The sequence below is a fragment of the Pseudomonas sp. 50_B genome (genome assembly GCF_017491625.1).
Taxonomy (GTDB): domain Bacteria; phylum Pseudomonadota; class Gammaproteobacteria; order Pseudomonadales; family Pseudomonadaceae; genus Aquipseudomonas; species Aquipseudomonas danubii.
Genome location: NZ_JAFGYX010000002.1, coordinates 105,050 through 124,652, shown reverse-complemented (window position 1 = coordinate 124,652; position 19,603 = coordinate 105,050). Strand labels below are relative to the sequence as shown.

The 19,603-nt window shown below is 60.8% G+C and carries 23 protein-coding genes and 1 pseudogene; 13 read left to right on the top strand and 11 right to left on the bottom strand.

Annotated elements, in window-relative coordinates:
- Window positions 1-12: 12 nt before the first annotated feature.
- Complete coding sequence (locus J5M73_RS03630) at window positions 13-447, bottom strand: PilZ domain-containing protein (RefSeq protein ID WP_102860889.1); 435 nt, start codon at window positions 445-447, stop codon at window positions 13-15.
- Between J5M73_RS03630 and J5M73_RS03625 the strand changes: the two genes are divergently transcribed.
- The 5 genes from J5M73_RS03625 to cysB all read left to right on the top strand — a co-directional run bounded on the left by J5M73_RS03625 (window position 446) and on the right by cysB (window position 4,401).
- The gene (locus J5M73_RS03625) at window positions 446-832 is read left to right on the top strand and encodes a thioredoxin (RefSeq protein ID WP_102860890.1); all 387 of its coding nucleotides are present in this window, start codon (window positions 446-448) and stop codon (window positions 830-832) included. The genes J5M73_RS03630 and J5M73_RS03625 overlap by 2 nt on opposite strands.
- Complete coding sequence (locus J5M73_RS03620) at window positions 832-1,788, top strand: putative 2-dehydropantoate 2-reductase (RefSeq protein ID WP_102860891.1); 957 nt, start codon at window positions 832-834, stop codon at window positions 1,786-1,788. The genes J5M73_RS03625 and J5M73_RS03620 overlap by 1 nt, the downstream gene beginning before the upstream one ends.
- Before the next feature lie 25 nt (window positions 1,789-1,813).
- A complete protein-coding gene (locus J5M73_RS03615; RefSeq protein WP_102860892.1) occupies window positions 1,814-2,719 on the top strand; it encodes a 5'-nucleotidase in 906 nt (301 codons plus the stop codon).
- A gap of 95 nt (window positions 2,720-2,814) precedes the next feature.
- On the top strand, window positions 2,815-3,315 hold the full coding sequence (locus J5M73_RS03610; RefSeq protein WP_102860893.1) for a universal stress protein: 501 nt from the start codon (window positions 2,815-2,817) through the stop codon (window positions 3,313-3,315).
- Window positions 3,316-3,426: 111 nt separating this feature from the next.
- Complete coding sequence (gene cysB, locus J5M73_RS03605; protein WP_102860894.1) at window positions 3,427-4,401, top strand: HTH-type transcriptional regulator CysB; 975 nt, start codon at window positions 3,427-3,429, stop codon at window positions 4,399-4,401.
- A 6-nt stretch (window positions 4,402-4,407) separates the two neighbouring features.
- On the opposite strand, the gene J5M73_RS03600 is transcribed toward cysB, so the two are convergent.
- Both J5M73_RS03600 and J5M73_RS03595 read right to left on the bottom strand, forming a co-directional pair.
- Window positions 4,408-4,890, bottom strand: coding sequence for a GreA/GreB family elongation factor (locus J5M73_RS03600; RefSeq protein ID WP_102860895.1), 483 nt, complete (start codon window positions 4,888-4,890; stop codon window positions 4,408-4,410).
- Window positions 4,891-4,892: 2 nt separating this feature from the next.
- Window positions 4,893-5,288 carry a hypothetical protein gene (locus tag J5M73_RS03595; protein ID WP_102860896.1) on the bottom strand — a complete coding sequence of 132 codons (396 nt, stop codon included), beginning with the start codon at window positions 5,286-5,288 and terminating at the stop codon, window positions 4,893-4,895.
- A gap of 124 nt (window positions 5,289-5,412) precedes the next feature.
- Between J5M73_RS03595 and earP the strand changes: the two genes are divergently transcribed.
- Both earP and J5M73_RS03585 read left to right on the top strand, forming a co-directional pair.
- Entirely contained in the window at window positions 5,413-6,546 is a 1,134-nt protein-coding gene (gene earP / locus J5M73_RS03590; protein ID WP_102860897.1) for an elongation factor P maturation arginine rhamnosyltransferase EarP, read from the top strand.
- Window positions 6,547-6,594: 48 nt separating this feature from the next.
- Entirely contained in the window at window positions 6,595-7,167 is a 573-nt protein-coding gene (locus J5M73_RS03585) for an elongation factor P (protein ID WP_007931398.1), read from the top strand.
- 71 nt (window positions 7,168-7,238) lie between these two features.
- Here the strand turns inward: J5M73_RS03585 and J5M73_RS03580 are convergent, their stop codons facing one another.
- The 3 genes from J5M73_RS03580 to J5M73_RS03570 all read right to left on the bottom strand — a co-directional run bounded on the left by J5M73_RS03580 (window position 7,239) and on the right by J5M73_RS03570 (window position 9,360).
- Complete coding sequence (locus tag J5M73_RS03580; protein ID WP_102860898.1) at window positions 7,239-7,658, bottom strand: organic hydroperoxide resistance protein; 420 nt, start codon at window positions 7,656-7,658, stop codon at window positions 7,239-7,241.
- Between the two features lie 214 nt (window positions 7,659-7,872).
- The gene (locus J5M73_RS03575; protein WP_102860899.1) at window positions 7,873-8,334 is read right to left on the bottom strand and encodes a MarR family transcriptional regulator; all 462 of its coding nucleotides are present in this window, start codon (window positions 8,332-8,334) and stop codon (window positions 7,873-7,875) included.
- Window positions 8,335-8,409: 75 nt separating this feature from the next.
- Complete coding sequence (locus J5M73_RS03570; RefSeq protein WP_102860900.1) at window positions 8,410-9,360, bottom strand: LysR family transcriptional regulator; 951 nt, start codon at window positions 9,358-9,360, stop codon at window positions 8,410-8,412.
- Between the two features lie 105 nt (window positions 9,361-9,465).
- On the opposite strand from J5M73_RS03570, the gene J5M73_RS03565 reads away from it, so the two are divergent.
- Window positions 9,466-10,215 carry a sulfite exporter TauE/SafE family protein gene (locus J5M73_RS03565; RefSeq protein ID WP_102860901.1) on the top strand — a complete coding sequence of 250 codons (750 nt, stop codon included), beginning with the start codon at window positions 9,466-9,468 and terminating at the stop codon, window positions 10,213-10,215.
- On the opposite strand, the gene J5M73_RS03560 is transcribed toward J5M73_RS03565, so the two are convergent.
- Window positions 10,205-11,059: a LysR substrate-binding domain-containing protein gene (locus J5M73_RS03560; RefSeq protein WP_102860902.1), complete on the bottom strand. Its 855-nt coding sequence runs from the start codon at window positions 11,057-11,059 to the stop codon at window positions 10,205-10,207. The two genes, J5M73_RS03565 and J5M73_RS03560, sit on opposite strands and share 11 nt — an antisense overlap.
- 97 nt (window positions 11,060-11,156) lie before the next feature.
- On the opposite strand from J5M73_RS03560, the gene J5M73_RS03555 reads away from it, so the two are divergent.
- Window positions 11,157-11,378: a DUF1127 domain-containing protein gene (locus J5M73_RS03555; RefSeq protein ID WP_102861006.1), complete on the top strand. Its 222-nt coding sequence runs from the start codon at window positions 11,157-11,159 to the stop codon at window positions 11,376-11,378.
- A gap of 65 nt (window positions 11,379-11,443) precedes the next feature.
- Window positions 11,444-12,658, top strand: coding sequence for a winged helix-turn-helix domain-containing protein (locus J5M73_RS03550; protein ID WP_102860903.1), 1,215 nt, complete (start codon window positions 11,444-11,446; stop codon window positions 12,656-12,658).
- A gap of 67 nt (window positions 12,659-12,725) precedes the next feature.
- On the opposite strand, the gene J5M73_RS03545 is transcribed toward J5M73_RS03550, so the two are convergent.
- Complete coding sequence (locus tag J5M73_RS03545; protein WP_102860904.1) at window positions 12,726-14,072, bottom strand: 3-deoxy-7-phosphoheptulonate synthase class II; 1,347 nt, start codon at window positions 14,070-14,072, stop codon at window positions 12,726-12,728.
- Window positions 14,073-14,232: 160 nt separating this feature from the next.
- Here J5M73_RS03545 and J5M73_RS03540 point away from each other — a divergent pair, with 160 nt between their 5' ends.
- On the top strand, window positions 14,233-14,988 hold the full coding sequence (locus J5M73_RS03540; protein WP_102860905.1) for a spermidine synthase: 756 nt from the start codon (window positions 14,233-14,235) through the stop codon (window positions 14,986-14,988).
- Window positions 14,989-15,040: 52 nt separating this feature from the next.
- On the opposite strand, the gene J5M73_RS03535 is transcribed toward J5M73_RS03540, so the two are convergent.
- Together J5M73_RS03535 and J5M73_RS03530 are read right to left on the bottom strand one after the other, a co-directional pair.
- Window positions 15,041-15,832, bottom strand: coding sequence for a crotonase/enoyl-CoA hydratase family protein (locus tag J5M73_RS03535; RefSeq protein WP_102860906.1), 792 nt, complete (start codon window positions 15,830-15,832; stop codon window positions 15,041-15,043).
- Window positions 15,833-15,927: 95 nt separating this feature from the next.
- Complete coding sequence (locus tag J5M73_RS03530; protein WP_162884077.1) at window positions 15,928-16,143, bottom strand: hypothetical protein; 216 nt, start codon at window positions 16,141-16,143, stop codon at window positions 15,928-15,930.
- A 76-nt stretch (window positions 16,144-16,219) separates the two neighbouring features.
- On the opposite strand from J5M73_RS03530, the pseudogene J5M73_RS03525 reads away from it, so the two are divergent.
- Window positions 16,220-17,927, top strand: a pseudogene (locus tag J5M73_RS03525) (DEAD/DEAH box helicase).
- Between the two features lie 138 nt (window positions 17,928-18,065).
- Here J5M73_RS03525 and J5M73_RS03520 read toward each other — a convergent pair.
- Window positions 18,066-18,833 (bottom strand): class III extradiol ring-cleavage dioxygenase, encoded by a 768-nt coding sequence (locus J5M73_RS03520; RefSeq protein ID WP_207815055.1) that lies wholly within the window; start codon window positions 18,831-18,833, stop codon window positions 18,066-18,068.
- Between the two features lie 101 nt (window positions 18,834-18,934).
- Here J5M73_RS03520 and J5M73_RS03515 point away from each other — a divergent pair, with 101 nt between their 5' ends.
- Window positions 18,935-19,603, top strand: coding sequence for a thiopurine S-methyltransferase (locus J5M73_RS03515; RefSeq protein ID WP_102860908.1), 669 nt, complete (start codon window positions 18,935-18,937; stop codon window positions 19,601-19,603).

Here is a 19,603-nt window from a genome sequence, read left to right as displayed (position 1 = left end):
GGTTTTATTGGGCTAAGGCTGCACAAAAGCCTGGTGTACGCGGTCCTCGGAATAGTCCTCTGCGTGCTGCTCGACCCAATTCAGGGCCAGGGCCTCGATGCATTGTTGTTCGCTCTGAGGTTCATGCAGGCGGCAGTATCGAGCGATCTGGCACACCTGTTCGCCCATGCGGGCGCCGAACAGCGTTTGTTCATCGACGAAAGCGATGCCCACCAGGTAGCCGCGCTTGCGTTTCAGGCACCAGGCGACATAGCCGTTGTAGCGCGCATTTTCCCCCAGCGTCGGCATATACACCTCTAGTGCGGTGCCGTGGCGCCAGGCGCGGTGGTAATTGCACGCCATGCCACCGAGGCTGATAGTGTGCAACCGCTGACGCGAAATGCAGGCGTATTTACGCAGGGTCAGTTCAACCGGAACATCATCAGGATGAGGCAAAAAACGTCCCATGACCGCAGACTCCGAGTGTCGTCCAATTGACATTGTTTCCCCCAGTATAGTGGTCGAATTGGAACTGACAGACTTCGATATCGACCAGCAATTGCTGGGTCTGGATGGTGTTTCCCTGGTGGTTTTCACCAGCGTTGGCTGTTCCAGTTGCCGTTGGGCGCGGGCGCAACTGCCGGGGCTGGGCTTGCCGGTCGAGCGCTTGTGCTGGGTCGACGCCGCTGACAACGGAGGCGCCGTGGAGCGCTATCAGGTGTTTCACCTGCCGGCCCTGTCTGTGGTGAGCGACGGTGAGTTTTATGGGGCGTTGCAGTCGCGGCTGACGTACAAGGAGCTCACTGAGGGCTTGCGTCAGGCGCTCAATCGAATTCCAGAGGAGTTGCCTTGATGGATGCAGGTCGTAAACCGCGTGTGGGCATTATCGGGACCGGAGCGATCGGAGGTTTTTACGGGGTGATGCTGGCACGCGCCGGTTTCGACGTGCACTTTCTATTGCGTAGCGAGTTTTCGACGGTGGTGGAGCAGGGGCTGCAGGTCAACAGCGCTCAGTACGGGGCGTTGAGCCTGAAACCGGTGCAGGCATACGCCAGCGCTGAGGAGATGCCGCTTTGTGACTGGCTGCTGGTGGGAGCCAAGACCACCAGCAACCTCCAGTTGGCGCCGGCGATCATTCAGGCGGCGGCGCCTGATGCCAAGGTTCTGTTGCTGCAGAACGGCCTGGACGTTGAAGATGGCCTGCGCGCCGTGCTTCCTGAGTCGCTGCACCTACTGGGTGGCTTGTGCTTTATCTGTGTCCATCGTGCAGGTCCCGGCCAGATCGAGCACCAGGCTCTTGGTGCAGTCAATCTGGGTTACCACAGCGGTCCGGCAAGCGCTGATCCGGTGTTGAGCCAGGCTATTGTCGAAGAAGGGGCGGCGTTGTTTCGTGAGGCCGGGCTTGATTCCAAGGTCATGGGCAACCTGCAGCAGGCGCGTTGGCAGAAGCTGGTGTGGAATGTGCCTTACAACGGTCTATCGGTGCTGCTCAAGGCCAGCACCACGCCGTTGATGGGCGATCCGGACAGCCGCGAGTTGATTCAGAACCTCATGCAGGAGGTGCTTCTGGGGGCCGCGGCTTGTGGTCATGTCATTCCAGATGCCTACGCACAGCAACTGTTCAAGTCCACCGAGCACATGCCCGACTACTGGCCGAGCATGTACCATGATTTCCTGCATCAGCGTCCTCTGGAGTTGGCAGCCATCTATGCCGCACCTTTGGCGGCAGCCAGGGCCGCTGGCTGTGAGCTGCCGAAAATCCAGGCGCTTTACCAGGCCTTGAGTTTCATCGACCGGCATCACGCTTGAGCTGATTACCTGAAGGGGACGGAATATGGCAAATGGCCTGGATGGCAAGCTGGTGGTGGCGATTTCGTCGCGGGCGCTGTTCGATCTGAGCGACAGCCATAAGGTCTATCTGGCCCAGGGGGTCGAGGCTTATAGGCAGTACCAGATCGAACACGAAGAGGAGATCCTCGAACCGGGCGATGCCTTCCCATTGGTGAAGAAGCTGCTCAGTCTCAATGCCAGTCTGGGGCGTGCGCGGGTCGAGGTGGTACTGGTTTCACGCAACAGTGCCGACACCGGCCTGCGGGTGTTCAACTCGATCCAGCATTACGGCCTGGGTATTTCCCGTGCGGCCTTCGTCGGCGGTCGCAGTCCCTATCCCTATCTGGCGGCCTTTGGCAGCGATCTGTTTCTCTCTACCCATGCCGACGATGTGCGCAGTGCTCTGGAGGCTGGGTTTGCTGCCGCGACCATCCTCTCAGGCGGCGCCCGGCGTGCCGCCAATGGCGAGTTGCGCATCGCCTTCGACGGGGACGCCGTGCTGTTTTCCGATGACTCGGAACGGGTCTATCAAACCGGTGGCCTGGAGGCCTTTCAGGCCAGTGAGCAGCAGTCGGCTCGGGAGCCATTGCCGGGCGGACCGTTCAAGGGCTTTCTGGCGGCACTCAATCTGCTTCAGGGCGAGTTTCCCAACGATGCCTGCCCGATTCGCACGGCCTTGGTCACGGCCCGTTCGGCGCCGGCCCATGAGCGGGTGATCCGCACCTTGCGCGAGTGGGACATTCGTCTGGACGAGTCCTTGTTTCTGGGCGGCCTGGAGAAAGCCGCCTTTCTTGAAGCCTTCGCCGCCGATGTTTTTTTTGATGATCAGGCCGGTCACTGCGAGTTGGCCCGCGAGGTGGTTGCCACCGGTCACGTGCCCCACGGCATCAGCAACGAAGCCAGGGATTGAGCCCTAAAATCCCAGGCTTGGCGTCGAACCTCCCACAGTTCCAGGCACTGCTAAGCTGAATCAATCTCCGCCATCTTGGCAGTTGAGGAGGTCATATGATTCGTTCGATGCTGTATGCCACCGACCTCGGTCTGTATGCGCCCTTTGTCATGCAGCATGCCTTGGAGCTGGCTCGAACGTTCAATGCCGACTTACATGTAGTGCACGCAGTGGAACCCATGGGGCTATTTGCCGAATCGGTGTTGCAGAGCTATCTGGATGAGCAATCCTTGAACGAGTTTCACCGCCAGGGCTTGAGCACGGTAATGGCCAATATCGAGCAGCGGGTGCTGGACAGTTTTCGCGAGGAGTTGGGGGAGGGCATGCAGGACCTGACCTTGATCCAGTCGGTGCGGGTGCTTCAAGGGGACCCATCCCAGGTGATTCTGGATCAGGCGGCGAAACTCTCGGTGGATTTGCTGATCGTAGGAAGTCACAGCCACGGGGGCGGTGCGCAAACCCCTTTGGGGCGTACGGCCGCACGGGTTTTACAGCTGGCCAAAGTGCCGGTTTATCTGGTGCCTCTGGTACAGCGTCGGCGTCAGGGGGATGTCTGAGAGCGGAATGGAAAATTCTGAATAAAAGTTCTAGATTTATTCTCCTGACCATTAATATAGTTATATACCGTCGCTGATACCCGTGGCGTCTACCTGCTTTGAGGGATTGATATGAAGCTTCAACAATTGCGCTACATCTGGGAAGTGGCGCACCACGACCTCAACGTCTCCGCTACCGCCCAAAGCCTCTACACCTCACAACCGGGTATCAGCAAGCAGATCCGTCTGCTCGAAGACGAGCTTGGGGTCGAGGTCTTCGCTCGCAGCGGCAAGCATCTGACCCGTGTGACCCCGGCCGGTGAGCGAATCATCACTACCGCTGGCGAGATCCTGCGCAAAGTCGAGAGCATCAAGCAGATCGCCCAGGAGTTCTCCAACGAGAAGAAGGGCACCCTGTCCATCGCCACCACCCATACCCAGGCACGTTACGCCCTGCCGCCGGTGATCAGTAGCTTCATCAAGCAGTACCCCGATGTGGCCCTGCACATGCACCAGGGCTCGCCGATGCAGATCGCTGAGATGGCCGCTGACGGCACTGTGGATTTCGCCATCGCCACCGAGGCGCTGGAGCTGTTCGGTGATCTGGTGATGATGCCGTGCTATCGCTGGAACCGTTGCGTGGTTGTGCCTCAGGGCCACCCGCTGACCAAGCTGCCGAAGCTGACCCTGGAAACCCTGGCCGAATACCCCATCGTTACCTACGTGTTTGGTTTCACTGGCCGTTCCAAGCTCGATGAAGCCTTCAGCCATCGTGGCCTGACGCCAAAGGTGGTGTTCACTGCGGCTGACGCCGACGTGATCAAGACCTATGTGCGCCTGGGGTTGGGAGTGGGTATCGTCGCCAAGATGGCGGTCGACACCAAGCTCGACAATGACCTGGTGGTACTGGACGCCAGCGAGCTGTTCGAGTCGAGCATCACCAAGATCGGTTTCCGTCGCGGTACATTCCTGCGCGGCTTCATGTGCGACTTCATCGAGAAGTTCGCCCCGCACCTGACGCGCGAAGTCATGGCCAAGGCGATTCAATGCCATAACAAGCAGGAACTGGAAGAACTGTTCGACGGCGTTGAACTGCCGGTTCACTGATTACAGCTAGCGGACCTCGGTGACAGTGAACTGTTGCCGGGTCCCCGCCACTACGATCTCCACCTCGTCGTCCTCGAACTTGCCCATCAGGCTCTTGCCCAGCGGTGACCGCGGGGTGATGACGGTCACCAGTTGCCCCACCACATAAACCTTCAAGCCTGCCCCGTCGGGACCAAGAAACAGCCATTGTTCGTGGCCATTTTCATCCTCCAGCCCCAGCAACGCACCGACCTGGATTCCGGCCTGTGGGTCGTAGGATCGCAAACTCAGATTCTGCCAGAGACTCAATGCCTGACGGATTTCCTCGACCCGCCGAGCCTGGCCGGCCGCCAGGTAGGAGGCTTCCAGCCCCAGGGTGTCGTACTTGTTCTCGGCGATATTCTCTTCGTGAGTGGCGGTTTCGTAGGCGGTTTGCGCAGCGCGCACCGCGACTTCCAGATCCTCTCGGAGCTGTTGCAGAATCAGTTGGCAGACAGACTGTTTATTCATGATCAATTACAGAACTGCAGAACGTTGGCGCGACTCTTTTCGCTGGGCGCTGTCTGGTCCTGTTGCAACCAGAACTGGCATTTGGGATTGGACAGGTTGCGCGGGTTGCTACGAGCGTTATCCAGGGATTGCAACTCTTCGTTCTTGCGCAGGTTTTCCTGATACTGCTCGAACAGCCGATTGGGCGGCTCAGGCGCAACCACCGGCGGCTTCGCCAATTGCTGCACGGCTTGCGCTACAGGAGCCAGTTGCTGGCTGAAGAGAAAGTGCGAGGCTAGCCAGCAGGTCAGGGCAATCGCCAGAAAACCCAGCCACAGGCCCAGGGCAATGCTGCCGCTGAGCGCCAGGGCATTGAAGCTGATGCGCAAGGAGCGACGAGCGGGCGGGCGATAAGACATGGTTGCCTCCTGGCGGGCGATAGTGGGCGAGGGCTGATTGTCGCATGAAGATTAATCGAGGTTGGCTCTTCTGCGCAGGAGCATTTATGCGGACAATCGGCGCCTTTGCCAATCGGGGACTGGAATGAAAGCCTCCTGGGATATTTTTTGCAGCGTGGTCGACAACTACGGCGACATCGGCGTGACCTGGCGCCTGGCCCGACAATTGGTGGCCGAGCATCAATGCACGGTGCGTTTGTGGGTCGATGATCTGCGGGCCTTTGAAAAGATCTGTCCAGAGATCGATTTCCAGCGACACAGCCAGTACCAGGATGGGGTCGAAGTGCGCCACTGGCCGGCCCAGTGGCAGGATGAAGTTGCAGCCGATGTGGTGATCGCTGCGTTTGCCTGTCAGTTGCCCCATGCCTATATGGAGGCGATGGCCGAGCGCCAGCGTGCACCCTTGTGGCTGAATCTGGATTACCTGAGCGCGGAGGACTGGGTCAGCGGCTGCCACGGCCTGCCATCAGTGAAGTTTCGTGGTGTACAGAAGTACTTTTTCTTCCCCGGATTCCAGGCTGGCACGGGCGGCCTGCTGCGCGAAGCCGGATTGCTCGAGCGCCGCCGGCAATTTCAGGCCGATCGCCAGGTCCAGCTGGATTTTCTTCAAGGACTGGGAGTCACTCCCGCCGCCGGTAGCCGCTTGATATCGCTGTTTGCCTATGAGAACGCCAGTCTTGGTGGTTGGCTGGATGCCTTGGCCCTCGATACGCAACAGACCCATTTGCTGGTGCCCGAAGGGCGCATCCTGGGAGATGTGCAGCGCTGGCTGGGAGACGCGTCGTTGAGTGTGGGCAGCCTGCAGATCCGGCAGTCCCTGACGGTCCAGGTCCTGCCTTTTGTTCGCCAGGAAGATTACGACCGTCTGTTGTGGTGCTGCGATTTCAACGCGGTGCGTGGAGAGGACTCCTTTGTTCGGGCGCAATGGGCCGGGCGGCCGATGCTCTGGCATATCTACCGCCAGGACGAAGACATTCACCTGGACAAGCTCGAGGCCTTTCTCGTCTTGTACACCCGGACTCTTTCACCTGACGCCCAAGCGGCGGTGCGGGCCCTGTGGCAGGTCTGGAATACCGAGGCAGCGATGACCGAAGCCTGGAAAAACCTGCTGCAACACTGGCCCGAAGTCGCCGCGCACGCCGAACAATGGTGTCTGGAACAAGGCTTGCAAGCCGATCTTGCTGCGGCGCTGGTGCAGTTTTACCTAAATTGGATATGATACGCGGCCTAGATTTTTGTAAATCCCATCCAAATTCGGATATTCGCAATGAAAACTGGTAAAGAACTCAAACCCGGTACCGTGATCCGTATCGACAACGATCCTTGGCTGGTTCAGAAAGCTGAATTCACCAAGTCCGGTCGTAACAGCGCGATCATGAAGACCAAGCTGAAGAACCTGCTGACCGGTTACAAGACCGAAACCGTTTACGGTGCGGACGACAAACTGGACGACGTGATCCTGGATCGCAAAGAAGCGACCCTGTCGTTCATCAGCGGTGACACCTACACCTTCATGGACACCACCGACTACACCATGTACGAGCTGAACGCCGAAGACATCGAGGCCGTTCTGCCGTTCATCGAAGAAGGCATGACCGACGTTTGCGAAGCCGTGTTCTTCGAAGACCGTCTGGTTTCCGTTGACCTGCCGACCACCATCGTACGTCAGGTTGACTACACCGAAGGTTCCGCTCGCGGCGACACTTCGGGCAAGGTGATGAAGCCTGCCAAACTGAAAAACGGTACCGAGCTGAGCGTTGCGGACTTCATCGAAATCGGCGACATGATCGAGATCGATACCCGCGAAGGCGGTTCCTACAAGGGCCGCGCCAAGGTTTAATCCTGGTTCGATCTTGTCGATGAAAAAGCCCGACCTTGAGTCGGGCTTTTTTATGCCTGGCGTTTACCGTTTCAGACGTTCACGTGCAGGCGTACATCAACATTGCCGCGGGTGGCGTTGGAGTAGGGGCAGACCTGATGTGCGGCATCCACCAGGCTTTGCGCCTCTTCCTGAGCCACGCCCGGAAGGCTGACATGCAGATCGATATCCAAGCCAAAGCCGCCAGGGATCTGACCGATACCGACATGGGCGGTGATCGAGGCGTTGTCCGGGATCTTGCGCTTGCTCTGGCTGGCAACGAACTTCAGGGCACCGATAAAGCAGGCCGAATAGCCGGCAGCGAACAGCTGTTCCGGGTTGGTCGCCTGTCCACCGGCCCCGCCGAGTTCCTTGGGGGTGGCCAGTTTGACGTCGAGGATGTTGTCACTGGAAACAGCGCGGCCATCACGGCCACCGGTGGCGGTTGCAACTGCGGTGTAGAGAGTTTGCATGGTGAAAACCTCGTGCTGGGTTGTTTTTGCGCTAATTATTTGCGCGCTAAGTAAGTGCGAAATAAATGTATCGCTCAAATATTTAGTGCGCAAGATATATTTTATGCAAACTCTTGCCTGAAGCCCTGTTTCTGGCTCAACTCATTGTTTTTTATAAATATATTTTTTTCTCAAAACCAGCCCCAGCCATAGGCGCTGGCTTGTCGGCGAAGCCTTAGAGACTGTCCTGCAAATGCCCCCGCAGCATCTGTAAATCTTCTTGCAGCTGCCGCAACTGCTCCACTGTCCGACCGCTGGCGCCGAGGATGCACTGTGGGATGTTCCGGGCTTGTTCGCGCATCGCTCGGCCCTGTTCCGTCAGCTCGACAATGACCACTCGCTCATCTTCCCGGCTGCGAGTGCGGCTCAGCAGGCCCTCGGCTTCCAGGCGCTTGAGCAAGGGAGTCAGCGAGCCGGGGTCGGTCAGCAGGCGCTGGCTGATTTCGCCGACGGTCAGGCCATCCCGCTCCCAGAGCACCAGCATTGCCAGGTACTGCGGATAGGTCAGCCCCAGTTGCTGCAGCAACGGTTTATAGACCTTGGTCAGTAGCAGCGATGTGGAGTGCAGGGCGAAACACACTTGGTTGTCCAGCAGCAGCTGTTCGCAGGTATCCGGGGTAGAGCGGTCGGTGGTCATGTCGGGGGCCTTGGTCGTTAATGGTCCTGAATCTAGCGGGCGAGTCTTTAATGCACCAGATAATTTTCTTCGACGTCAGTTCATTGCACTCTGCAGTGCCAGGTCCCATGGCGGAACCGGACTGAAGCGACTTTTCAGGTACTCCAGCAGCAGGCGGCTACGGGCATTGGGATGCTGCTCCATACGCAAGGCATAGATACCGGCGGTTTCCGGCTTGGGTAGACCGTTATCACAGAACAACGGCACCAGTTCTCCGCGCAACAGGTACTCACTCACCAGCCAGGTGGGCAAGTGAGCAATTCCCAGCCCGGCCAAGGCTCCCGAAAGCAGGGCTTCGGCATTGTTGGCGCTGAGGCGGATGCGTTGTGGGCGATGACTGTGCAGCTGTCCGTCCCGTTCAAAGCGCCAGGCGAACAAGGGTGCCAGGCCATCCCAGTCGAGGCCGTCGTGCTGGCTGAGCTCAGCGGGTTGAGTCGGGGTGCCACGGCTCTTCAGGTAGGACGGACTGGCGCAGGCAATGCGTACGATGCTGGCCAGGGAGGTGGCCACCATCCGGGTATCCACCTGTTGCCCGGCCCGCAGTACCAGGTCCACTTTGCCCAGGTGCGAGCCCTGCATGTCGACGAAGCTGTCGATCAGGTGCAGTTGTACATCCAGGCCGGGATAGAGCACCAGGAAGTCGGCGATCGCCGGTGCCAGATGACGGCGGCCGAAGGCGGCCGGGGCATCGATGCGGATCAGGCCTTCCGGCGCATGGCTCAGGGACACCGCCTCGGCCCGGGCCAGTTGCAGTTCAGCGACAATGCGCCGGGCCCGTTCGGCGAAGGCCAGGCCAGCGGCTGTGGCAACCACGGCATGGGTGGTGCGCATGAACAACGTGGTGCCCACGGCACTTTCCAGGCTGTCGATACGCCGGGCCACGGCGGAGGGCGTCAGTGGATGGCGGCGAGCCGCGGCGGAAAAACTGCCGGCTTCCAGCACATCGAGAAACAGCCCCAGTTGTTCGGTGAGAGTGTTGGGATTCATGGTCAGAGCGCTTATGCGAAAACGGCACAGCCATTGTGCGTTGCTGTGCGTTTCCGTGCCAGGGCCGACTGCGTAGCATGCAGCTCTCAGGTGAGGAGAGCGGCTGTGATCGAGTTAGTGATGTATCTGCTGTTGGGCGCGGCCCTGGGCACTGTGGGTGGTTTGTTCGGTATCGGCGGCGGCTTGATCGCGATTCCCGTGCTGGGGGTGTTGTTCGGCCTGGATCAGCAGATTGCTCAGGGCACCGCGCTGGTGATGGTGGTGCCCAATGTGATGCTGGCGCTGTGGCGTTATCACCAGCGCAACCGCATCGAACTGCGCCATGCCCTGCCACTGGCGCTGATGGGCTTTTGTTTCGCCTGGCTCGGCTCGATCTGGGCGGTGGGCATCGACGCACAGAAGATGCGTATCGGCTTTGTCGTCTTTCTCCTGGTGCTGTCGGCCTACAACCTGCTGCGCATGTTCATGAGCAGCGCGCCGGCCAGCACGCGGATGCGTTATTCCTGGCCTTGGCTGGGGGTTCTGGGCGCTGCCTCCGGGGCCATGGGCGGGTTGTTCGGCGTAGGCGGAGCGGTAGTGGCCACGCCAGTATTGACCAGCGTCTTTGGCACCTCCCAGGTGGTGGCACAAGGGCTGTCCCTGGCTCTGGCGTTGCCGAGCACCGGGGTGACTCTGGTGACCTACGGCGTCCATCACCAAGTGGACTGGATGATTGGTCTGCCGTTGGCGGTCGGCGGCCTGTTGAGCATCAGTTGGGGAGTGAAGGTGGCTCATGCTTTGCCCGAGCGCCTGCTGCGGGCGCTGTTCTGCGGTTTCCTGGTGGTGTGCGCGGTGATGCTGGCCTTCAAAGTTTGAAGCCTTCGACAATGTGCTCCGCCAGGCATTCGGTGATGGGGGAGGGCGTATTGAGGTTGCGCAGCAGCATGATGCTCGCCTCCGGCAATTGGGGCAGGCCCTGTGCCTCGCCGAGAATGCGCATGTCCGGTGTGATCAGGCTTTCCAGTTGCGCGGTGATTGCCAGCCCGGCACTGACCACGGCCATCAACGCCGCCAGGCTCGAGCTGTTGTAGGCAATCCGGTAGTCGAGTCCGGCGGCGTCCAGGGCGTTGCAGGCCCAGAGTCTGCAAAAGCAGTCGCTGTTGAACATCGCCAGGGGCAATGGCGATTGCTCGTGGGGATTGAAGCCCTGGGCCACGGCCCAGACGAAGCGCTCCTTGCGCAGCAGTTGGCCGATCTCGCTACCCGGCTCGCGGGTGACGATGGACAGGTCCAGGTCCTGGCGTTGCAGCAACTGTTTGCTGGATTCGCAATGCACCTCGATCTGGATCAGCGGGTAGCTTTGGGCAAAGCGCGACAGGATTCCCGGTAGAAAGCGCATCACATAATCATCCGGAGTGCCGATGCGAACCAGGCCCACCATGTGCGGCTCGCGCAGGGTGTTGAACACCTCGCTGTGCAGTTTCAGGATGCGTCGGGCGTAGCCCAGCAGCACCTGGCCCTCGGCGGTGAGCTTGACCTGGCGCCCGTCGCGCTGGAACAACTGGCGTTGCAGCACATCTTCTTCCAGGCGTTTCATCTGCATGCTCACCGCCGACTGGGTGCGATTGACCCGTTCGCCGGCCCGGGTAAAACCGCCTTCATCGGCGATGGCGACAAAGGTGCGCAGGACTTCGGTGTCGATGCTGGGGAACTGGGACATTCCATCAAATCCTGAGATGAATGACATAAGAAGCATTCGTTGGATTGATCTTAATCCTAAGCAGAGACTGGCGTCATCCCCACTGGAGGGCAAGATGATGAAAGGTCAAAAGGGTTATGTGCTGGTCCACAAGCTGTCATTTCAGGCGCTGTCATTGAGCGGCTTATGGCGCAGGGTCATGCGCTGGTATGAGCTTGGGCGTGAGCGCCGGATGCTCGCCGGGCTGAGCGATGAGGCGTTGAAGGACCTGGGCCTGACGCGGGCCGATGTCGAGCATGAGCGGGTCCGCCCGTTCTGGGACGACCCGATGCATAAATAGCGGCAAGGGTGCTACACAAGCCGCTTCCCGGTGCGCTAGCGTGCGGGCAGACAAGGAGAACTCCCATGCCTGCACAATGCTCTTTCTCTCTTAAACAGGCTCGCCGACTGGCGCTGGCCGCCCAGGGTTTCGGCGGGCGCCAGCCGTCGGCAACGATCAAGGCCGCACGCCTCAATCTGCAAATAGAACGCCTGGGCCTGTTGCAGATCGATTCGGTCAACGCCTTGGTGCGGGCCCATTACCTGCCGCTGTTTTCCCGCCTGGGCAGTTATCCACAGGCGTTGCTCGATCAGGCCGCCTGGAGTCAGGGCCGGCAACGCACGTTGTTTGAATACTGGGGGCATGAGGCGTCGTTGCTACCCATGTCCATGTACCCGCTGATGCGCTGGCGGATGCAGCGGGCAAAACAAGGGCAGGGTATCTACTCCCAGTTGACGCGCTTTGGTCAGGAGCGCCAGGCCACTGTCCGTCGGGTAATGGCCGCGGTTCAAGAGCAGGGCGCGCTAGGCGCCGGCAGCCTGTCCACCCGTGAGGAGCGTGCCGGGCCCTGGTGGGATTGGAGCGATGAAAAGCATGCGTTGGAATGGCTGTTCGCGGCCGGTGAGGTAACGGTGGCGGGGCGCCGCGGCTTCGAGCGCCTGTACGATTTGCCAGAGCGGGTGATCGCGCCGCAGATCCTTCGGCAACCGCTGCTGGATGAGGCTCAGGCCCAGCGTCGCCTGATGCTGCATGGCGCAACCGCTCTGGGTGTGGCCACGGAAAAGGACCTTCGGGATTATTTTCGTCTCGATCCAGGCGACAGCCGTGCACGACTCGCCGAACTGGTGGAGTCCGGTGAGTTGCTGGCCTGCGAGGTTCAGGGTTGGCGTCAGCCGGCCTATTGCCTGCCGCAGGTCAAGGTGCCGCGCAAGGTCGAGGCCAGTGCGCTGTTGTCACCGTTCGATTCACTGATCTGGGAGCGCAGCCGCACTGAGCGACTGTTCGATTTCCGCTATCGGCTGGAGATCTATACGCCCCGACACAAGCGGGTCTATGGCTATTACGTGCTGCCGTTCTTGCACAACGAGCGGATCGTCGCTCGGGTCGATTTGCGGGCGGAGCGAGCTCAGGGGCGTTTGGCGGTGCATGGGGTGCATGAAGAGCAGCCCGGTCTGGACGAAGAGGGCATCCGGGCATTGGCCGTGCAATTGCGCAAGATGGCCGATTGGCTGGGGTTGGAGCAGATTCAGCTCAATTGCCAGCGTGATGCTGCGCGACATCTGCGTGAGGTGCTGGAGTGAAGCGCTTCGCGGGCAAGCCCGTTCCTACAGTGGCCTTGCAGGAGCGGGTTTGTCCGCGACAGCGCTTTTAGCGTTTGACCTGCTTCAAGGTCTCGGCAATCAGGAAGGCCAGTTCCAGCGACTGGTCGGCGTTCATCCGTGGATCGCAATGGGTGTGATAGCGATCCGATAGGCCGTCTTCGGTAATAGGCCGTGCGCCGCCGATGCACTCGGTGACGTTCTGACCGGTCATCTCGATATGGATGCCGCCGGCATAGCTGCCTTCGGCCTGGTGCACCTGGAAGAACTCCTTGACCTCGGTGAGGATCTGCGCGAAATCCCGGGTCTTGTAGCCGCTGCTGGCCTTGATGGTGTTGCCGTGCATCGGGTCCGAACTCCAGAGCACCTGCTTGCCTTCGCTTTCTACCGCACGGATCAGTTGCGGCAGATGGTCGCCGACCTTGTGGGCGCCCATGCGCACGATCAGGTTGAGGCGCCCGGGATCGTTGTCCGGGTTGAGGATGTCGATCAAGCGGATCAGTTCCTCGGTGTTCATGCTCGGGCCGACCTTGACCCCGATCGGGTTGTTCACGCCCCGTAGGAACTCGACGTGGGCACCGTCGAGCTGGCGAGTGCGGTCGCCGATCCACAGCATGTGCGCCGAGCAATCGTAATAGTCGTTGGTCAGGCTGTCGCGGCGGACAAAGGCCTCTTCGTAATTGAGCAGCAGCGCTTCATGGGCGGTGAAGAAGCTGGTCTCGCGCAGTTGCGGCGAGCTGTCCATGCCGCAGGCACGCATGAAGGCCAGGGTTTCATCGATGCGGTCCGCGAGCTGGCTGTATTTCTCGGCCAGAGCCGAGTTGGCGATGAAGTCCAGGTTCCACTTGTGCACCTGGTGCAGGTCGGCAAAGCCGCCCTGGGCGAAGGCCCGCAACAGGTTCAGGGTGGCCGTGGCCTGGTGGTAGGACTGCAGCAGGCGGTCCGGGTCCGGTATCCGGCTTTTTGCATCAAAGCCGATGCCGTTGACGATGTCGCCGCGATAGGCCGGCAAGGTCACGCCATTGATGGTTTCGTCGTTGGCCGAGCGCGGCTTGGCGAACTGGCCGGCCATGCGTCCGACCTTGACCACCGGGCAGCCGGCGGCAAAAGTCATGACAATGGCCATCTGCAGCAGCACCTTGAAGGTGTCGCGGATCTTCGCGGCGGAGAATTCGGCAAAGCTTTCGGCGCAGTCGCCGCCCTGCAGCAGGAAGGCGCGGCCCTGGGTCACTTCGGCAAACTGGCGGCGCAACTCCCGGGCTTCACCGGCAAACACCAGCGGTGGATAACTGGCCAGGGTTTGCTCGACCTGCAGCAGATGCGCAGCGTCGGGGTACTGGGGTTGTTGCTGGATCGGCAAGGCGCGCCAGCTGTCGGGGCTCCAGGGTTGGCTCATCGCGGACTCGAGTGCGTTACGGTGGGAGGGGCATGTTAGCAGCAAATTAGTGCGTGACCTGCTCCTCTCGCTTGGCCGACAATCGCGCCTTTCCCGCTCGCTGCCGAGCGGTTGGTTTATCGCGCCGGCTCGATTGCGAGCCCCGCGACTAGGAGATGAAATGACTGAGGAGCGCGTCGAGCGTGTGCTCGCCGAGGTTCATGACCAGTTCGGCATGATTCGGGTATTGGAAGTGGCGGACTACCGCTTCCTCGAATTTGGCGACGCCATCGAGCAAAGCTGCGTGTTCACCGCCGACCCCAGCTGGCTGGAGTACGACTACACCCGGGCCATGCTGATCGGTGCCCTGTGTCATGAGGCGCCGGAGAGCGCACTGTTTCTCGGCCTGGGCGCCGGGACCCTGACCCAGGCCTGCCTGAAGTTCCTGCCCCTGGAAGACGTCGAAGCCATCGAACTGCGCCCGGATGTTCCACGCCTGGCCATCGAGTACCTGGGCCTGGACGATGATCCGCGTCTTTATATAAGAGTCGGTGACGCCCTGGAGTTGCTGGACAGTGCCGAATCCGCTGATCTGATCTTCGTCGACCTGTACACCGATGTCGGCCCGGGCGTCGGTCATCTGGCCTGGGGCTTCCTGGAAAACTGCCAGAAGCGCCTCAATCCTGGAGGTTGGCTGGTGATCAACCAGTGGGCAACCGATGACGGCAAGCCTCTGGGCGCAGCCTTGTTGCGTGGCCTTTATCACCGCCACTACTGGGAGCTGCCGGTGAAGGAGGGCAATGTGATTCTGATCGTGCCATCCGACCTGGAGCAGGACCTGGACCTGCCGAGCCTGACCGCCCGGGCTGAAGCCCTGGCCCCGCGCCTGGGCTATTCCCTGCAGTCGCTGATCAAGGCCATTCGTCCCGCCACCTGATACTTGCGCAGGAGCCGGTTTGTCGGCGAGGACGATCTGCCGGCCACCTGGTTCAGCAACCCTTGAACACCCCCGGTCGCTTCTCGATCATCGCCCGCACGCCTTCCTTGGCGTCCTCACTGTTCATCAGTTTGTGTATCAGCGGTGGCAAGCCCTGAGCGGCCAGCGTCTCGCCTTCGAGCCTGGCCTGGCGCGCCGACATCAGCGTCGCCTGCACCCCCAGCGGCGCCTGTCGGGCAATCCGCTCGGCCAGTTCAATGGCCCGGGGCAGCAGGTCCTCACTGGCCATCACTTCCTGGACCAGCCCCAGGCGCAGGGCTTCATGGGCATCGAACTCGTCACCGGTCAGTAACCAGCGCATGGCATTGCCCCAGCCGGCCAGTTGATGCAGGCGCAGGGTTGCGCCGCCGAAGGGAAAGATGCCGCGCTGCACTTCCATCTGGGCAAAGCGCGTATTGCTGGCGCAGAGGTTGATGTCCGCCGCCAGCATCAACTCGATGCCGATGGTCAGGCAGTAACCCTGTACGGCGACTATCACCGGCTTGCTTACCCGTGGTCCGGCGAACACGCCCCAGGGGTCGCAGCCGCCGGGCGGTGCCTGCCAGCCCTGAGCCAGGGCAGCGCCGACATTGGCCAGGTCCAGCCCTGCGGTAAAGTGTTCGCCGTGGCCGAACACCACGGCGATCCGCGCTTGGCTGCTGGCTTCGAACTCGCCATAGGCCAGGCTCAGTTGGTTGAGCAGCTCCAGATCGAAGGCATTGCGCTTGGCGACCCGGTCCAGGCCGATCAGGAATAGATGACCGCGCAGTTCGCGGCTGACACGGCTGGCACTGGGCTGATTCATGGGCGCGATCCTCAAGGGGGAAAGAGGGAATGGGCGAGACGGCTTTCAAGCACCAGGGTGAATCGTTTTAGCGGTGGCGACCAACAACGGCGGGCTCAAGCAAAATAGCGCGCCCTTCGAGTCTGCGCAAAGCCCGTGACCATCGGGCGTTCAGCGGATTTTTCCGATAAAAAAAACTCCCTTTTTTGAGTAATTCCGGTATAGTGCGCGCCGGCCTTTAGCCGGGCCACGTTTAGGTAATGCAATTCCCCGAAGTCAGCTTCGGCTGCTTGTCCGCTGCGCGGACTATCCTTGACGATCCATTCATCCAATCGTTTTCGCAAATCCCCGCCGACAAAGCTGCCAGGGTGACTCTTGAGTCTTACACGGCATGCGCAGCTTTGGAGCATGGGTCTTTGCGGATGCACTTAGAGGCAGACCCATGACCCAGGAAATCGGCGGCTTCGCCGCTCTTGAACTTCATCCCAATATTGTCGCTGCAGTAGTCGCTACCGGCTATGAAGAGCCTTCGGCTATTCAGCAGCAGTCGATCCCGATCATCCTTGCCGGTCACGATATGATTGGTCAGGCGCAAACCGGTACCGGTAAAACCGCTGCCTTTGCCCTGCCTATCCTGCACCGCATTGATCCGTCCAAGCGCGAGCCGCAAGCTCTGATCCTGGCCCCAACCCGTGAGTTGGCGCTGCAAGTTGCAACCGCTTTCGAAACCTACGCCAAGCAAATGCCGGGCGTGACTGTTGTGGCCGTCTACGGCGGTGCGCCGATGGGCCCACAACTGAAAGCAATCCGTAATGGCGCACAGATCGTTGTCGCCACTCCGGGCCGTCTGTGCGACCACCTGCGTCGCGACGAAAAAGTGTTGGCCACCGTGAACCACCTGGTTCTCGACGAAGCCGACGAAATGCTCAAGCTGGGCTTCATGGATGACCTGGAAGTCATCTTCAAGGCCATGCCTGAGTCCCGCCAGACCGTACTGTTCTCGGCCACTCTGCCGCAGTCGATCCGGGCCATTGCCGAGCGTCACCTGAAGGACCCGAAGCACGTCAAGATCCAGAGCAAGACCCAGACCGTCACCGCGATCGAGCAGGCTCACCTGCTGGTTCACGCTGACCAGAAGACCTCTGCTGTTCTGAGCCTGCTGGAAGTTGAAGATTTCGACGCCCTGATCATGTTCGTGCGCACCAAGCAAGCGACCCTGGACCTGGCCAGTGCCCTGGAAGCCAAAGGCTACAAAGCCGCTGCGCTGAACGGTGACATCGCCCAGAACCAGCGTGAGCGCGTGATCGACTCCCTCAAGGATGGCCGTCTGGACATCGTTGTGGCCACCGACGTCGCCGCTCGTGGTCTGGACGTACCGCGTATCACCCACGTATTCAACGTGGACATGCCGTACGACCCGGAATCCTACGTGCACCGTATCGGCCGTACCGGCCGTGCCGGTCGCGAAGGTCGTGCGCTGCTGCTGGTGACTCCGCGTGAGCGCCGCATGCTGCAAGTGATCGAGCGTGTGACCGGTCAGAAGGTTGCCGAAGTTCGCCTGCCGGACGCCCAAGCTGTTCTTGATGCACGCATCAAGAAACTGACCAACAGCCTGTCGCCGCTGGTAGCTGATGCTGAAGCCACCCACGGTGAGCTGCTGGATCGCCTGACTGCCGATATCGGTTGCAGCCCGCGCGCCCTGGCCGCGGCCCTGCTGCGCAAGGCCACCAATGGTCAAGCGCTGAACCTGGCAGCCATCGAGAAAGAGCGTCCACTGGTGCCCAACAGCGCGCCACGTGGTGATCGTCCTGAGCGTTCCGGCGATCGTCCTGATCGTGGTGATCGTGAGCGTCGCGCGCCAATGCCTCTGGGCGAAGGCCGTGCTCGCTGCCGTACCGCGCTGGGTGCCCGTGACGGTATCGCTGCCAAGAACCTCTTGGGCGCGATCCTCAACGAAGGTGGCCTGGCCCGTGAAGCCATCGGTCGCATCCAGGTGCGTGACAGCTTCAGTCTGGTCGAGCTGCCGGAAGACGGTCTTGACCGTCTGCTGACCAAGCTCAAGGACACTCGCGTGGCTGGCAAGCAGCTGAAGCTGCGTCGCTACCGCGAAGATTGATCCGCCCTCGGGCTGATTGATCAGGCATAAAAAATCCCCGACTGGTTCGGGGATTTTTTTTGCCTGGAGTTCGGGCCGGGACTGTTCGCCGGCAAGCCGGTTCCTGCGGGGTTGTGTAGCAGCCCTGCCGTTGAGGCTTCAGCCAAAGCGGTAGATGTCCATGCCCAGCGCGCCCAGGGTGAAGCCCTGGTGGGCCACGCTGAATTCGCCACCGGCACCTCGGGCGAAGTACAGCGGCAGCAGGTGTTCATCGCTGGGATGGCTGCGCACGGCATGCGGTGCCTGCTGCCGGTAATCATGCAGGGCCGTTTCATCATTGGCCGCCAGTTTTTCGATCATCCAGTCACGAAAGGCCTTGGCCCAGGGTTCGACGCTTTCCGGGCCGGCGTGCCAGTCCAGCTCCCGCAGGTTGTGGGTGATGCTGCCGGAGCCGATCAGCAACACGCCCTGTTGCCGCAGGCCTGCCAGGGCGTGGCCGATGCGGGTCTGCAGGGCCGGGCCCAGACGAGTGGGCAGCGATAGCTGGATCACCGGGATGTCCGCTTGCGGGTACATCAGCGACAGCGGCACCCAGGCGCCGTGGTCGAAGGGGCGCTGGTTGTCCAGCTGCGCCGGCAGGCCGTCGGCCTTGAGCAGCTCCACCACTTGTGCCGCCAGTTCAGGATCGCCGGGAGCCGGGTATTGCACGGCAAACAGTGCAGCGGGAAAGCCGCCGAAGTCATGCCAGGTTTCCGGATGAGGGTGGGCGCTGACTCGCAGATCCTGGCTTTCCCAATGGGCTGAAACCACCAGGATCGCCTTGGGGCGTGGCAGCTGTGCCGCCAGGTTGGCCAGGGCAGGACCGCTGGCACCGGGCTCCAGGGCCAGCATGGGAGAACCGTGGGAGATAAACAGGCTGGGGAGCATGAGAAGGTCCTGAAGGTTAAGATGCGCCATCTTCAATCAGATCATTGATCTAAATCTAATATAAGTTTTAGGGCTTTTTGATCGAATTTTAAGGACTTCTCATGCAAGCGGACTTTTGGCACAAGCGTTGGGAGCGGGATCAGATCGGCTTTCACCTGGCAGAGGTCAACCCCTACCTGCAGCAGTACTGGCCGGCTCTGGGGCTGGCGGCACAAACCCGTGTGCTGGTGCCGTTGTGCGGCAAGAGCCTGGACCTGATCTGGCTCGCCGACCAGGGCTTCGAGGTGCTGGGCATCGAGCTGGCGGAAAAGGCGGTGGAGGATTTCTTCCGTGAGCATCAGTTGCAGCCGCAGATCAGCCAGCACGGAGAGTTCAAGGTCTATGCCCAGGGTCCGATCCAGCTCTGGTGCGGCGATTTCTTTGCCCTGACTGCCGAGGACACGGCTGGTTGCACAGCCCTGTACGACCGTGCGGCCATGATTGCCTTGCCCCCGCCGATGCGGCAGCGCTACACCGCCCACCTCAATGGCCTGTTGCCGGAGGGCAGCCAGGGGCTGCTGATAACCATGGACTACGCCCAGGAGCAACTGGACGGGCCGCCATTCGCGGTGCTCGACGATGAAGTTCGCCAGGGCCTGGGGGATGTCTGGCAGCTGCAGGTCGAAACGGAGCGCGACATTCTGGGAGAGAGCTGGAAGTTTCTCCAGGGTGGCGTGACCCGGCTGGTGGAGCGGGTCTATCGCCTGAACAAGCAAGGTGTCCGTGAATAG